The 15594-nt window shown below is 64.9% G+C and carries 13 protein-coding genes; 10 read left to right on the top strand and 3 right to left on the bottom strand.

Features of this window, described 5'->3' with window-relative positions; translation table 11 throughout:
* Positions 1-105: 105 nt before the first annotated feature.
* The 3 genes from ACVW17_RS09935 to ACVW17_RS09925 all read right to left on the bottom strand — a co-directional run bounded on the left by ACVW17_RS09935 (position 106) and on the right by ACVW17_RS09925 (position 3302).
* Positions 106-1413 carry an HlyC/CorC family transporter gene (locus ACVW17_RS09935; protein ID WP_456751714.1) on the bottom strand — a complete coding sequence of 436 codons (1308 nt, stop codon included), beginning with the start codon at positions 1411-1413 and terminating at the stop codon, positions 106-108.
* Positions 1414-1530: 117 nt separating this feature from the next.
* A complete protein-coding gene (aroB, locus tag ACVW17_RS09930) occupies positions 1531-2673 on the bottom strand; it encodes a 3-dehydroquinate synthase (RefSeq protein WP_456751713.1) in 1143 nt (380 codons plus the stop codon).
* Positions 2670-3302: a shikimate kinase gene (locus ACVW17_RS09925; RefSeq protein ID WP_456751712.1), complete on the bottom strand. Its 633-nt coding sequence runs from the start codon at positions 3300-3302 to the stop codon at positions 2670-2672. The genes aroB and ACVW17_RS09925 overlap by 4 nt, the downstream gene beginning before the upstream one ends.
* 145 nt (positions 3303-3447) lie before the next feature.
* Between ACVW17_RS09925 and ACVW17_RS09920 the strand changes: the two genes are divergently transcribed.
* From ACVW17_RS09920 to ACVW17_RS09875, 10 genes are all read left to right on the top strand, one after another.
* Positions 3448-3594 carry a hypothetical protein gene (locus tag ACVW17_RS09920; RefSeq protein WP_021081569.1) on the top strand — a complete coding sequence of 49 codons (147 nt, stop codon included), beginning with the start codon at positions 3448-3450 and terminating at the stop codon, positions 3592-3594.
* A gap of 16 nt (positions 3595-3610) precedes the next feature.
* Positions 3611-4597, top strand: coding sequence for a site-specific tyrosine recombinase XerD (gene xerD / locus ACVW17_RS09915; protein ID WP_456751711.1), 987 nt, complete (start codon positions 3611-3613; stop codon positions 4595-4597).
* Between the two features lie 279 nt (positions 4598-4876).
* Positions 4877-5839 (top strand): acetyl-CoA carboxylase carboxyltransferase subunit alpha, encoded by a 963-nt coding sequence (locus ACVW17_RS09910; RefSeq protein ID WP_456751710.1) that lies wholly within the window; start codon positions 4877-4879, stop codon positions 5837-5839.
* Positions 5840-6068: 229 nt separating this feature from the next.
* Positions 6069-7535: a L,D-transpeptidase family protein gene (locus ACVW17_RS09905; protein ID WP_456751709.1), complete on the top strand. Its 1467-nt coding sequence runs from the start codon at positions 6069-6071 to the stop codon at positions 7533-7535.
* Between the two features lie 457 nt (positions 7536-7992).
* Entirely contained in the window at positions 7993-9147 is a 1155-nt protein-coding gene (locus tag ACVW17_RS09900; RefSeq protein WP_456751708.1) for an iron-containing alcohol dehydrogenase, read from the top strand.
* 29 nt (positions 9148-9176) lie between these two features.
* Positions 9177-10727, top strand: a complete 1551-nt coding sequence (locus ACVW17_RS09895; RefSeq protein ID WP_456751707.1) for an AMP-binding protein — start codon at positions 9177-9179, stop codon at positions 10725-10727.
* A 124-nt stretch (positions 10728-10851) separates the two neighbouring features.
* Positions 10852-11550, top strand: coding sequence for a DUF2270 domain-containing protein (locus tag ACVW17_RS09890; protein WP_456751706.1), 699 nt, complete (start codon positions 10852-10854; stop codon positions 11548-11550).
* Positions 11551-11629: 79 nt separating this feature from the next.
* The gene (locus ACVW17_RS09885) at positions 11630-12517 is read left to right on the top strand and encodes a TauD/TfdA dioxygenase family protein (protein ID WP_456751705.1); all 888 of its coding nucleotides are present in this window, start codon (positions 11630-11632) and stop codon (positions 12515-12517) included.
* 419 nt (positions 12518-12936) lie between these two features.
* A complete protein-coding gene (locus ACVW17_RS09880; RefSeq protein WP_456751704.1) occupies positions 12937-14532 on the top strand; it encodes an ABC transporter substrate-binding protein in 1596 nt (531 codons plus the stop codon).
* 90 nt (positions 14533-14622) lie between these two features.
* Positions 14623-15570, top strand: a complete 948-nt coding sequence (locus tag ACVW17_RS09875; RefSeq protein ID WP_456751703.1) for an ABC transporter permease — start codon at positions 14623-14625, stop codon at positions 15568-15570.
* The last annotated feature ends 24 nt before the right edge of the window (positions 15571-15594 follow it).

Genomic DNA, 15594 nt, shown 5'->3' with positions numbered 1-15594 from the left:
AACCTGCCAATTGCTGCGACGAACAGCCGCCAAAAACTCCGCAGGAGCCGAATCCGTCACAAGCTCTCAGGGTGACGGAGAGAGGCTTGCGTGTGCTGTACCCGCCTAGAACGCTGTCCCTGCCCGCTTCGGCTTCTTCTCCTCCAGCTCGGCCTCGCGCGGCACGGCTGTGATGCGCAGCGCGGTGATGCGGTTGCGCTCGCGGCGGAGCACGCGGAAGCGGAAGCCGTGGAAGGTGAAGCTCTGGCCGCGCTCCGGGATCGAGCGCGCCTCGTGAATCACGAGGCCGGCGACCGTGGTCGCCTCCTCGTCCGGCAGGCGCCAGTCCATCGCGCGGTTGAGGTCGCGGATCGGCACCGAGCCGTCGACCACGACCGAGCCGTCCGGCTGGGCGCGGACACCGGCGACGACGATGTCGTGCTCGTCGGAGATGTCGCCGACGATCTCCTCCAGGATGTCCTCCAGCGTCACCATGCCTTCGACCTCGCCATACTCGTCGACCACGAGGGCGAAGTGGGTCTTGCGGCGGCGGAACGCCTTCAGCTGCTCGGAGACCGGGCGCATCTCCGGCACGAACCAGGGCGGCAGCGCGATCGCCGAGGCATCGATCGCGGACATGTCGCCCTCATTGGCGCGGATCGCGCGCAGCAGGTCCTTGGCGTGCAACACGCCGACGATGTTCTCGGGCTTCTCCCGCCATAGCGGGATGCGGGTGTATTCGCTGGCCAGCACCTCGCGCACCAGCTCCTCGGGCGGCAGGTCGGCGTTGACCATGGTCATCTCGGTGCGATGGACCATCACGTCGGAGACCTGCAACTCGCTGAGGTCCAGCAAACCTCCGAGCATGTCGCGGTCCTGCTTCTCGACCTTGCCCTCGTGATGCAAGAGATCGACCGCGCCGCGCAGACGTTCGGTCGGCGACAGCACCGCCTGATGCGCGCCGACCTTGATGCCGAGCAGCTTCATCAGCGCCAGCACGATGGCCTCGATGATGGTGAGCAACGGCCCCAGCACGAAGATCGTCAGCCGCATCGGCCGCGCGACCAAGAGCGAGATGCGGTCGGGCGCGTTGATCGCGATGGTCTTGGGCAGCACCTCGGCGAATACCACGACCATTACAGTCATCACAGCGGTGGCATAGAGCACGCCGACATCGCCGAACCAGGCGGTGAACACGCCCGTTGCCAGCGCCGAGGCGCCGATATTGGCAATGTTGTTGCCGAGCAGCAGCGCGCCGATCATCCGCTCGCGCATGTTGAACAGTTTCGAGACCACTCCGGCATCGGTGTTGCCCTGCTTCGACAGCCGCAGCATGCTGGCGCGCGAGGCGCCGGTCAGCGCCGTCTCACTCGCCGCGAAGAACGCCGAGATCAAGAGACAGAGCAACACGATCGAGAAGGTCAACCATCCCACTGAAATGATCCGTGGCTAGAGCATGATCCGGAAAAGTGTGCAGCGCTTTTCCGAAAAGATCATGCTCGAATCAAGCAGACAGAGCGGGGTGACGATTCGAAGAAGAGTCATCCCGCTCTAGGCCTTGAGCTTGGCTTGCAGGAAGTCGCGCACCGGCTGCGGCTCGACATTGTTGGCAATCACGGCGCGGCCGACCGCTTCCAGCAGAATGAAAGTGAGCTTGCCGCGCTTGACCTTCTTGTCCTGCGCCATCAGCGCCAGCAATGCGTCGGCATCGACAAGGCCTTCCTGCGTAAAGCCTGCGATATCCTGCAGGCGCGTCGGCAACCCTACCGCGGAAAGATGACGCGCGATGCGGGTCGCATCGTCGGACGAGATCATCCCGAGCTGCGCCGAGAATTCCGCTGCCAGCACCATGCCGACCGAGACGCCCTCGCCGTGGAACAGGCGATCGGAGAAGCCGGTCGCGGCTTCCAGCGCATGGCCGAAAGTGTGGCCGAGATTGAGCAGCGCACGTTCGCCGGTCTCGCGCTCGTCGCGGGAGACGACGCCGGCCTTGGCGCGGCAGGAGGTGGCGATCGCGTGCTCGCGCCCGGCGCCGCCCCCGAAGATGTCGGCGTGATTCTTCTCCAGCCAGGCGAAGAACGCTTCGTCGCCGAGGATGCCGTATTTCGCGACCTCGGCGTAGCCGGCGCGGAACTGGCGCGGCGACAGCGTATCGAGCACCGAGGTGTCGGCGATGACCAGCACCGGCTGATGGAAGGCACCGATCAAATTCTTGCCCTGCGGCGAGTTGATGCCGGTCTTGCCGCCGACCGAGGAATCGACCTGCGCCAGCAGCGAGGTCGGCACCTGCACGAAATCGACGCCGCGGCGCAGGATCGCGGCCGCGAAGCCGGCAAGATCGCCGACCACGCCGCCGCCCAGCGCGATCACCAGATCGTTGCGCTCGATCTTCGCCGCGATCAGCGCCTCGCTGACCTGCGTCAGCGTCGCGTAGCTCTTCGAGCCCTCGCCCTCCTCGACGACGATCTGCGATGTCGGCACGCCCGCGGCCTTAAGCGACGCTTCGGTCGGCTCCAGCCAGTGCTTGGCGACGGTGCGGTCGGTGACAATAGCGGTGCGCACGCCGGGCCGCAGCGCCGCGACGCGTTCGCCGAGCGAGGCCAGCACGTCGCGGCCGATGACAATGTCATAGGCACGGTCGCCGAGCGCGACGTCGACGGTAACGGAGGCGGAGTGTTTCAAGGGCGCAGTCATGAGGTCGCGTTCAATCCATCAGGTGGCGGCCCGCCGGCCGGACGCACGCCGCACAGATGCGCATGCAGGGCCGCGAGGCATTCGTCGACGATGCGATCGTGCGGCACGTCGCGCGAGGCAATCGTCAGGTCGGCATTCTTGTAGACCGGCTCGCGCTCGCTGAGCAGCCGGTTGACGGTCGCCTCCGGGTCGGCGGTCTGCAGCAGCGGACGGTCGGCGCGGCGGCGGACCCGGCGCATGATGATATCACTGTCGGCCTTGAGCCAGATCGAGATCGCGCGGTCGCGGATCCGGTTGCGGGTCTCATCGCGCATGAAGGCGCCGCCGCCGGTCGCCAGCACGACCGGGCCGCTGTCGAGGATGCGGGCGATCACCCGCGCCTCGCCGTCGCGGAAATAGGGCTCGCCATGGGTTTCGAAGATTTCCGGGATCGTCATGCGGGCCGCCGCCTCGATCTCGGTGTCGGCATCGGCAAAGGGCAGCTTGAGCCGCGCCGCCATCCGCCGGCCGATGGTCGACTTGCCGGCCCCCATCATGCCGACCAGCACGATCGACCGCAGCCCCAGCGCGGCCGCGATATCGGCCTCCAGGGTCGGGTGGGTGGGTGCCGGTACGGCTGCGTCGGACATCAAAAAGCTCGGATATTGGGACGAATTGTTTGGAATTCGAGCCACCTATACTACCCCCGGCGATACCGTTACCAGCGACTCTTGCAACCGCGCGGGGAACATGTTGGATGATTTCATTGGTTAATTCGCCGCCCGAGTCGCCTCTATGCCCAGCCTGTTCCGCTTCCTGACGGTCGTCGCCGTGATTTTCGGGATCGGGTACGGCATCGTCTTCGCGCTGGCGAATTTCGTGCAGCCGAAACCGCGGGAAATGACCGTGACCATTCCGCCCGATAAGTTCCTCAAGAAATAGCCGCTATGATTCCGGCATGCCAGCCAAGGTTCAGACCAAGCCGCCTGCCAAGTCCTCCGACGCCAAACTGACCGCGTTGTTCCTCGACATGCTCGCCGCGGAACAGGGCGCAGGCCTCAACACGCTCGACGCCTACCGGCGCGACCTCACCGATTTCTCCGGTTACCTCGCCCATGCCGGCGCCGATTTCACCACTGCCGACACCGAGGCGCTGCGCGGCTACCTCGCCGACCTCGATACCAGGGGCTTCAAGTCGACCAGCGTGGCGCGGCGGCTGTCGGCGATGCGGCATCTCTACCGCTTCCTGCTCAACGAGCAGGTCCGAGCCGACGATCCCGCCGCGATCCTGTCCGGGCCGAAGCGCGGCCGCGGCCTGCCCAAAGTGCTGTCGATCGCCGACGTCGACCGCATGCTGACCCGTGCCAAGGAACTGACCCGGACCGATGTCTCGCCGGCGCAACGGCTGCGCGCGCTGCGGCTGTATTGCCTGCTCGAAGTGCTCTACGCCACCGGCCTGCGCGTCTCCGAGCTGGTGTCGCTGCCGGTCTCCGCGGCGCGGCGCGATGCGCGGATGATCGTGGTGCGCGGCAAGGGCAACAAGGAGCGGCTGGTGCCGCTGAACGAGGCCTCGCGCCAGGCGATGGCGGACTACCTCGCCGCGTTGGAGGTGATGCAGCCGAAGGCGAAGAAGGCAGCAGCATCGAAATGGCTGTTTCCGTCCTCCGGCGAGAGCGGCCATTTGACCCGGCAGCATTTTGCCCGCGACCTGAAGGAGCTTGCGGCGGCTTCCGGCCTTGCGCCCCGGCTGGTCTCCCCGCACGTGTTACGTCATGCGTTCGCCAGCCATCTGCTGCACAATGGCGCGGATTTGCGCATCGTGCAGACCCTGCTCGGCCATACCGATATCTCGACCACCCAAATCTATACCCATGTGGTCGAGGAGCGGCTGAAGAGCCTGGTCCGCGACCTGCATCCGCTGGCGGAAACGTCGCAGGCCCCGTAGCCCGGATGAAGCGCAGCGCAATCCGGGACAGACCATCCGTAGCCCGATCTACCCCGGATTACGCTTCGCTCCATCCGGGCTACGAGCGTTGGAGACCTCGATACCTTCACCTGATCCGCCTTGACTTCCGCGCCGTCTCCGCAGAAAGAGCGTGGCCTGCCTGCGATCCCGAAGCGTGCATTCCGCTGAATGCGCGTTAACCGATTGAAGTTACAAAACTTCTCTTGTCACCGCCGAATCCGCTTCGCCCCTCGCATTGTTCCTCCCTATATTAAGTTGATGCCCGACCCGATGCGCAGCTATCTCGACTTCGAAAAACCCGTCGCCGAGCTTGAATCCAAGATCGACGAGTTGCGCACGCTTGCCGCCAGCGGCAGCGACATCGGTGACGAGGTCGCGCGGATCGAGGACAAGGCGGCGCAGGCGCTGACCGACCTCTATGCCAATCTGACACCGTGGCAGAAGACGCTGGTGGCGCGGCATCCGCAGCGGCCGCACTTCACCGATTTCGTCAGTGGCCTGATCACCGAATTCACGCCGATGGCCGGCGACCGCAAATTCGCCGACGACGAGGCGCTGATCGGCGGCTTCGGCCGCTTCCGCGGCGAGAGCATCTGCGTGGTCGGCCAGGAGAAGGGCGCCACCACCGACAGCCGCATCAAGCACAATTTCGGCATGGCGCGCCCCGAAGGCTACCGCAAGGCGGTGCGCCTGATGGAGATGGCCGATCGCTTCGGCATCCCGGTGCTGTCGATCGTCGATTCCGCCGGCGCCTATCCCGGCATCGGCGCGGAGGAGCGCGGCCAGGCCGAGGCGATCGCGCGCTCGACCGACGCCTGCCTGTCACTCGGCGTGCCCAATGTCGCGATCGTCACCGGCGAGGGCATGTCGGGCGGCGCGATCGCGATCACCACCGCCAACCGCGTCCTGATGATGGAGCACGCGATCTACAGCGTGATCTCGCCGGAGGCGGCCTCCTCGATCCTGTGGCGCGACGGCAGCAAGGCGCAGGAAGCCGCCAACAGCATGAAGATCACCGCGCAGGACATGCTGCGCTTCGGCGTGATCGACCAAATCCTCAAGGAGCCCTCCGGCGGCGCGCATCGCGACCCCGCCGCGATGATCGCGACCACCGGCGACGCGATCGCCCAGGCACTCAACGACCTACGAAATCTTGATCCGGACGCGATTCGCAAACAGCGGCGCCAGAAGTTCCTCGATATCGGCCGCAAGCTGGGCTGAGGCGCCCAAACGGCCGGATTTTTCGCCCAAATCGACCAATTTTGCCGCAATTGGGCCCCGAGCCGGGTCTTTAACGTTCCTTGAACCATGCCTGCTACCGTGAAGGCTGTCAGCCCCGGTTCAGGTTGCGAGCAGGGGTGGTCGAAGGCTAATATTTTACACAATGGCTTCAGGGCATATTCGCCGTGTTGGGGTCGCGAAAATCGCCCGGTGGGTGTGGAGCTCGGACTTGACTCATCGCACGCTCGTACGCGCGCTTCTGACTTCGGCAGTCCTCGCCGCGGGCGTCATGCTCGCCGGTTGTGACAGCGACCAGATCTCGCTCGCCCAGAACGCCAAGGCCAACCAGCCGGTCCCGCCAAAGCTCGTCGCCGCCATGGCCGAGAAGGACATGGATCTGCAGTCGCCGATCCTGGTCCGCCTGTTCAAGCAGGAGGCCGAGCTCGAGGTCTGGAAGCAGACCCGATCCGGCCAGTTCGCGCTGCTCAAGACCTATCCGATCTGCCGCTGGTCGGGCGACCTCGGCCCCAAGGTCCGCGAAGGCGACCGCCAGGCGCCGGAAGGATTCTATTCCATCAACCCGAGCCAGATGAATCCGCAGTCGGCCTACTATCTCTCGTTCAACACCGGCTATCCCAACGCCTTCGACAAGGCGCTCGGCCGAACCGGCTCGGAGCTGATGGTGCATGGCGACTGCTCGTCGCGCGGCTGCTACGCGATGACCGACGAGCAGATCGCCGAGATCTACTCGCTCGGTCGCGAATCCTTCTTCGGCGGCCAGAAGGCGTTCCAGTTCCAGGCCTATCCGTTCCGGATGACGCCGGTGAACATGGCCAAGCACCGCAACAACCCGAACATGCCTTTCTGGAAGATGATCAAGGAAGGCAATGATCATTTCGAGGTGACGAAGCAGGAGCCGAAGGTCGACTTCTGCGAGAAGAAATACGTGTTCGATGCGGTGAAGCCGCCGGATGCGACCCGCGATCCGGTGTTCAACGCGTCGGCGAAGTGCCCGGCCTATGTGATCCCCGAGGAGATCACGAGCGCGGTGCGCGAGAAGCAGCAGCGCGACGACGCCGAGATCGCCAAGCTGGTGTCCAAGGGCACGCCGGTGGCGCGCCTCAACACCGGCATCGACGGCGGCATGAACGCGATCTTCGCCTCCAAGATTCCGGAAGGAAACACCGGCCTGTCCGAAGGTGGTGACAGCCAGGCGCTGGCCTCGATGGCGCTGGCGCGCGCGCCCGGCACGATCCCAGGCACGGTCAATCCGCCGCGGCCCAATCTCGCGGTCCAGCAGGAAGAGCCGGTGGTGGCGACGACCTCCTCGACCGCACCTGCGGCCAACACCCGCGTCGCTTCGGCGAATGCGTCCGACAAGTCCGAAGGCTTCTTCTCGAGCTTTGCCCGCAAGGTCGGCATCGGCGGCGCCACCGCCGACGCCAGCAAGGCGACCGCGCCGGCGCCAGCCGCTGCCACGCCCGCCAAGCCGAAGGTCGCCGAAGCCAAGCCGCAATCGGTGGTTCGCGTCGCCCCGAAGGCGGAGCCGAAGCAAGCCGCCAAGCCCGCGCCGAAGCCGCAGGCGACCGACACCGCAGCCGCCGCACCGGCTCCGACCTCGTCGACCCAGCTCGCCGGCTCCGCACCTGTCGTTCAGACCAACTCGTTCGACACCCGCTTCTCCGCGGTGAAGTAAGCGCGGCCCGGCTTCGGCGCGTTTTGTCTCGCGACATGTTCTGTCCGAGCTTCCTTCTGCTCACTTCATGAACAAGGCGCAGGGCAACTAAACGCAAGACTCGGACTCAATCGGCCGCGAGATTGCGGGTCTATGATCCTCAAGCGAGCACCACATATTCGATGTCGTCCCGGGCAAGCCAACGGGTCGGCGCGAAGCGCCGCCCGATGACAGGCTCCGCGCGACCCGTGACCCATAACCACCAATGACAATTGCTTGGCCAGCGCGGGGGCCACAGCTCACTTCAACAACACCACCCTGTGGTTATGGGTCCCTGCTTTCGCAGGGACGACAGCGGAATAGGCGGCGCGATCGTGCAACCACGCGCAGGAGCACTGATGACGGCCCCGATTTCCTCCGCTAACCTCTCCGCACAGAACCGCCAGCAAGGCGGACCGGATTGAGGGAGGAGACCCGCGTGCACCAAGGCCGTGTCGTATTCGGCGCCATGGAGGAGGTCGTGTTCGGGCGGCCCGCTTGTGAGGCCATCGTCGAGCAACTGGACCGGCTCGGCGCCGCGCGCGCCTTCCTGATGGTGTCGGGCACGCTGAACCGCGGCACCGATGAGATCGAGAAGATCCGCCGCGCGCTCGGCCCACGCTGCGTCGGCACCTTCGACAGGATGCCGGCACATACGCCGCGCGCCGCTGTCATCGCGGCCACGGAGCAGGCCCGCGCTGCGAAGGCCGATCTGATCGTCACTATCGGCGGCGGCTCGATCACCGACGGCGCCAAGGCGGTGCAGCTCTGCCTTGCCAACGACGTCACCACATCCGACGGCATCGACACGATCCGCACCCGCGGCGGCGTCTCGCCCGAAATGAAGCCGCCCGTCGTGCGCCAGATCAGCGTGCCGACCACGATCGCCGGGGGCGAGTTCTCCTCGATCGCCGGCGTCACCAACGAGGCCAAGCGGCAGAAGGAGATGCTGCGCCATCCGCTGGTGATGCCGCGCGCCACCATCCTCGATCCGGAATTGTCGGTGCACACGCCGGAATGGTTGTTCCTGTCGACCGGTATCCGCGCTGTCGATCATTGCGTCGAGGGCATCTGCTCGCGCGAGGCGCATCCCTATGGCGATGCGCAGGCGCTGAAGGGGCTCGAGATGCTGGCGGCCGGCCTGCCGCGCGTGAAGGCCAATCCGAAGGACATCTCGGCGCGGATGGATTGCCAGATCGGCACCTGGCTCTCGACCGGCCCGCTTGCATCGGGCGTACCGATGGGCGCGAGCCACGGCATCGGCTATGTGCTCGGCGCCGAGTTCGACGTGCCGCATGGCTACACCTCATGCGTGATGCTGCCCGCGGTGATGCGCTGGAACAAGCGCGACAATGCCGACCGTCAGGCGCTGGTCGCCGCCGCGATGGGGCATCCCGGCAAGGACGCCGGCGACGTGCTCGACCGCTTGATCCGCGACCTCGGCATGCCGCGCAGCCTGCGTGAGGTGCACGTCGGCCCCCAACATTTCGATCGCATCGCTGCGGGTGCGATGCGCACGCCCTGGGTGCCACGCAATCCGCGCAAGATCGACGATCCGTCAGAGGTTCGCGAGATTCTGGAGATGGCGGCTTAAGGCAAAGATTGAGGGGGATCTGGAGTTCGATGTACACCGGCAAGCACGCTTACCTGCGCCCGCTGCAGCCCGCCTTCATCATGGCCGGCACCGGCGAGATCGTCACCTATCGCGAACTCGAGGCGCGCAGCAACCGCCTCGCGCACCTGTTCCGCAACCGCGGCATGAAGCGGCTCGATCATTATTCGATCTTCATGGAGAACAACAACCGTTACCTCGAGGCCTGTGGTGCCGGTGAGCGGTCGGGCCTCTATTTCACCTGCGTCAATTCCTTCCTCACGCCGGGCGAGCTCGCCTACATCCTGACCAACAGCCAGTCGCGGATCCTGATCACCTCGAAGCTGAAGCTCGAGATCGCACGCGAGGCACTGAAGGAGTGCCCGCAGGTCGAGCTCTGCATCGTGGTCGACGGCGACAGCGAGAGCGCGCGCATCGTCGGATTGCGCGACGCGACCGCCGGGCTGCCGGCAACGCCGATCGCGGACGAATATGCCGGCACCGCGATGCTGTATTCCTCCGGCACCACGGGCCGTCCCAAGGGCATCGTGCGGCCGCTCCCAGAGCAGCCGCCATCGCAAAACCTGCCGCTGTTCGATTTCCTGACCAAGCTCTGGCACTACCGCGAGGGCATGGTCTACCTGTCGCCGGCGCCGCTCTATCACTCGGCACCGCAGGCCGCGGTCAATCTGACCATCCGAATGGGTGGCACCGTCGTCATCATGGAGAGCTTCGATCCCGAACGGTATCTCCAGCTGGTCGAGCAATGGGGCATCACTCACAGCCAGCTGGTGCCGACGATGTTCTCGCGCATGCTGAAGCTGCCTGAGGAGGTCCGCACCCGTTACGATCTGTCGACGCTCGAGATCGCGATCCATGCCGCCGCGCCCTGCCCGGCGCTGGTCAAGGACGACATGATCAGATGGTGGGGGCCGATCATCCACGAATATTACGGCGCGACCGAAGGCCTCGGCTTCACCGCCTGCAACAGTGAGGAGTGGCTGGCGCATCGCGGCACCGTCGGCAGGGTGCTGCTCGGAGACCTGCACATTCTCGACGAGAACATGAAGCCCTGCCCGAAGGGCACGCCGGGCACCGTGTGGTTCAAGACCGCCACGCCGTTCGAATATTTCAACGATCCGGCCAAGACCAGCGAGGCGCGCTCGGCCGACGGCAGCATGAGCACGGTCGGCGACGTCGGCTATGTCGACGACGACAACTTCCTCTATCTGACCGATCGCGCCACCTTCATGATCATCTCCGGCGGCGTGAATATCTATCCGCAGGAATGCGAGAACCTCCTGATCACCCATCCCAAGGTCGCCGACGCCGCGGTGTTCGGCGTGCCCAATGTCGATCTCGGCGAGGAGGTGAAGGCGGTGGTGCAGCCGGCCGAGGGCGTGGCGCCGGGGCCGGAGCTCGCCGAGGAGCTGATCGCGTTCTGCGCCAGCTCGCTGTCGCGCCAGAAGGTGCCGCGCTCGGTGGATTTCGAGGCCGAGCTGCCGCGGCTGCCGACCGGGAAGCTCTACAAGCGCCTGCTGCGCGATCGCTACTGGGGCAACAAGACCTCGCGGATCGTCTGAGTCTGGCGGCGCGGCCAGCCGGGGCGCGCGCGGCCGGGAACGGCGGGCGACGTAACAGACTCGCCCGCCGCGCGGATTCGGCGTTATGCTCCGCCATTGCAAGCCAGCTTCGCCGGAGGCCGCCATGCCGTCGCCCCAGCCGCGCGAGCCCCAGCCGGTGCAGGCCGGAAGGCTCGAATTCACTGCCGCCGAGATCGGCGCGCTCGCCCACCTCTATCGCGGCGAAGTCTATCGCAGCACGGTCTGGCGCACCCGCCTCGACAGTTCGACCAACTGGGCGGTGGTCACGACCGGGATCGCGCTGTCGGCGACCTATAGCAACGCGGATGCTTCGCCCCTGCCGATGGTGCTGGTCGGCCTGCTGGTCACCGTCTTCCTGCTGTTCGAAGCAAGGCGCTATCGCTACTTCAATGTGTGGCGCGCCCGGGCACGACTGCTCGAAACTGATTTCTACGCGCCGATGATCCGCGGCGAAGATCCCTCGCCGACTGCGCCATGGACTGAGCTGCTCGCCAACGACTATCGCAAACCGAGCTATCACATCAGCTTTGCGCGTGCGGTCGGCCGGCGGCTGCGCCGGACTTATGGCTGGATCTTCGCGATCCAGGCCATTGCCTATTACGGCAAGCTTGCGATCCATCCGCTGCCGCTGACCACGATGAGCGCGATCTGGGACCGCGCTTCGATCGGCCCGATACCCGGAGAGATCGTGATCCTGGCCGGCGTTGCGTTTCACGCCAGCTGGGCGCTGTTCGCCTTCGTCACGCAACGCATCGAGGTCGCCGATCGGCGCGCGCGGCACAATCTGATCGCGATGGGGTGAGGCGGCGTGGGCCGCGTTGCCGCCGGCGAGCTTTTCCCCTAACCTCGGCCCAACAAGAAAAGTCAGGGAGAATGTGCCGATGGAAGTGATTCCACTCAAGCCGGGCTTCGGCGCCGAACTGCGCGGCGTGACGCTGTCGGATGTCGCGGCCAGCGATGCGGCCTATGCCGCGGTGCGCGCGGCGTTCGAGGAACATTCGGTGCTGGTGTTCCGCGGCCAGGAGGTCAGCGACGACATCCAGCTCGCCTTTTCGCGCCGCTTCGGTCCGCCCGAGACGACCAAGGTCGGCTCGATGGGCACCGGCTCGCATTTCGTGATCCTCTCGACCTTCGGGCCCGACGGCAAGGTGGTGCCATCCGACCACCGGCAGCAGCTGCGCGCCCGGGCCAACCAGCTCTGGCACACCGACTCGTCCTTCAAGCGCGTGCCGGCGCTGACCTCGATCCTGTCGGCGCGCATCATCCCCGAACATGGCGGCGAGACCGAGTTCGTCTCGATGCGGCTGGCCTTCGAGCGGCTCGACAAGGATGTGGCGAAGCGGCTGGAGAACTCGTTCGCCTGGCACTCCTACGCGCACTCGCGCAGCAAGGTCGCAGCCGGCCTCGCGACATCAGAGGAAGTCGATGCACTGCCGCCGGTGTGCTGGCGCATGGTGTGGCGCAATCCGGTCAACGGCCGCGGCGCGCTGTATCTCGCCTCCCACGCCTATGGCGTCGAGGGCATGGATGCCGAGGCCGGCAAGGCGCTGATCGAGCAACTGACCGAGGCTGCGACCGCGCCCGGCGTCAGCTATCTGCATCAATGGAAGCAGGGCGATGTCGTGATGTGGGACAACCGCGCCACCATGCATCGCGGCCGCCCCTGGCCGGCACATGAAGGCCGCCTGATGATCCGCACCACGATCTCGGCGACGGATGCCGATGGCGTCGCGAGCGTGAGCCCACCCTCGTCGCAGGCGGCGGAGTGAAGGACGACAATGCTCTCTCACCGTCATCCTGAGGAGCGCGCTCTTGCGCGCGTCTCGAAGGATCGGCGGCCGCCAGCGGGGCCGTTCATCCTTCGAGACGCGCTTCGCGCTCCTCAGGATGACGGAGAACGAATCGGCAGCCACACCGTAATCGGCGACAAACTGTCGCTGATAGCGGACTGCTTCACAGCGCACGCGTCGGCGCTCGCAATCGAATTCAAGCGGAGATGCGTCACTGCATAGCAAAACAACCCGAGTTCCGCGCCATCACAGTCAATATTCCCAGTCCGTGGAAATTTTAATGCACTCGCGTCATCCGAATTGCCAATCCCTTCGCGGCCCTCGCTGGTTGCCCGACAGGCTCACCGTGGTATCGTCGATGCCAATCGGCCATTGAGACCGACATGCGGGAGGGGACCATGCGGAGCGTGCAAGCGCTGGCCGTTGCGGTGTTGTCTGTGTTGACCGTCAGTGACGTATCACGTGCAGCCGAGCCGAAATCCGGCGGCATCTTCAGGATCTATCACCGCGACAGTCCCGGAAGTGCCTCGATCCACGAGGGCGCGACCTATTCGCTGAACGTTCCGTTCATGCCGATCTTCAACAACCTCGTCATCTTCGACCAGCACATCGCCCAGAACAGCACCAGCACGATCCGGCCCGAGCTCGCGGAAAGCTGGGCCTGGAGCGGCGACAACAAGACGCTGACCTTCAAGCTGCGCAAGGACGTGAAGTGGCATGACGGCAAGCCGTTCACCGCGGCCGACGTCAAATGCACCTTCGACATGCTGATGGGCAAGTCGCAGCAGAAGTTGCGGCAGAACCCGCGCAAGTCCTGGTACGACCAAGTCGACGAGGTGACCACCAACGGCGACTATGAGGCGTCGTTCAAGCTGAAGCGGCCGCAGCCGGCGCTATTGTCGCTGCTCGCCTCGGGCTATTCGCCGGTCTATCCCTGCCATGTGTCGCCGGCAGAGATGCGTACCAAGCCTGTCGGCACCGGGCCGTTCAAGTTCGTCGAGTTCAAGGCCAACGAATCGATCAAGCTCACGAAAAACCCCGATTACTTCAAGAAGGGCCTGCCCTATCTCGACGGCATCGAGTTCACCATCATCCCGAACCGTTCGACCGCGATCCTCGGCTTCGTCTCCGGCAAGTTCGATATGACGTTCCCGACCGAGGTATCAATCCCGCTGCTCAAGGACGTCAAGTCGCAGGACCCGAATGCGGTCTGCGTGGTGGAGCCGAACAACGTCTCCACCAACATCATCATCAATTCGACCGCACCGCCATTCGACAACCTCGATGTCCGCCGCGCGCTGGCGCTGGCGCTCGACCGCAAGGCGTTCATCCAGATCATGTTCGAGGGCCAGGGCGACATCGGCGGCACCATGGAGCCGGCGCCGGACGGGTTGTGGGCGATGCCGAAGGACATGCTGGAATCCATCCCCGGCTACGGTCCCGATGTCGAGAAGAACCGCGAGGAAGCCCGCAAGCTGATGCAGAAGGCGGGCTATGGCCCGGACAAGCATCTGCAGATCAAGGTGTCGACCCGCAACATCGCAGTCTACCGCGATCCCGCGATCATCCTGATCGACCAGATCAAGAGCATCTATATCGACGCCGAGCTCGACGTCGTCGACACCGCGCAATGGTTCCCGAAGATCGCCCGCAAGGACTACTCGCTCGGCCTCAACCTCACCGGCAACGCCGTCGACGAACCGGACCAATCGTTCTACGAGAATTATGCCTGCGGCTCGGAGCGGAACTACACCAATTATTGCAACAAGGAGATCGAGAAGCTGTTCGACCAGCAGTCCGAGGAGACCAACCTCGACAAGCGCAAGAAATTGGTCTGGGAGATCGACAAGAAGCTGCAAGAGGATGTCGCGCGTCCGATCATCTTCCATGCCCGCACCGGCACCTGCTGGAAGCCTTACGTGAAGAATGTCACGATCATGTCCAACAGCTCGTATAACGGCTATCGTTACGAGGACGTCTGGCTGGATAAATAGTCATAGCGTTTTCGAGCGAAGTGGATACCGGTTCGCGTCTAGAAAACGCGTCAAAAGAAAGCCACAGGCGAGATCAGGGAGAGAGCCAGGGTGTTTGCCTATATCGTGCGGCGGCTGTTCCTGATGCTCGTGACCCTGTTCGGGATCTCGGTCATCATCTTCGTGCTGCTGCGCGTGGTGCCTGGCAACATCGTCGACATCCTGTTCGACGCCGCGGGCTTCGTCGATCCCGCCGACAAGGCCAATCTCGAGCGCGAGCTTGGCCTGAGCCAGCCGATCGTGATCCAGTATCTGCATTGGATCGGCGGCCTCTTGCACGGCGACCTCGGCTATTCCTACGTCTCGGAGAAACCGGCGCTGGAGGAGATCCTGCCGCGGATTCCGATCACCGCGCGGCTGGCGGGACTTGCGCTGCTGTTCTCCGCCTCGATCGGCATCCCGCTCGGCGTGATCAGCGCCGTGCATCAGGGCTCGAAACTCGATTATGCGCTGCGCGTCGTCAGCCTCAGCGGCCTGTCGCTGCCGTCGTTCTGGCTCGGGTTGTTGATCCTGATGGCTTCGGTCTCGCTGTTCGGCACCATGCCGATCTTCAATCCGAACCCGACGACCTGGCTCGAGGCGCTGACCATCTATGCGGTGCCGGCAATGGCGGTCGGCTTCCGCAGCGCGGCGCTGACCATGCGCATCACCCGCTCCTCGATGCTGGAGATCCTGCGCCAGGACTATATCCGCACCGCGCGCGCCAAGGGCGCCTCCGAGGCCTCGGTGAACTATCACCACGCGCTGAAGAACGCGGTGCTGCCGGTGATCACCGTGGTCGGCATCGAGGCCGCGTTCCTGATCGGCGGCCTGATCGTGACCGAGACCGTTTTCAACATACCCGGCATCGCACGCTTCCTGGTCGAGGCGCTGCGCTGGCGCGACTACCCGATTGTGCAGAACCTCGTGATGTTCATCGCGGTCGTCGTCGTCGTGGTGAATTTCATCGTCGACATGCTTTATGCGGCGATCGATCCACGTATCCGGTTCGGAGACTAGCATGATCAGGAAAGTGGAAACCGG

This window comes from Bradyrhizobium sp. USDA 4473 (assembly GCF_054063335.1).
This window is presented reverse-complemented; position numbering and strand designations above follow the sequence as displayed.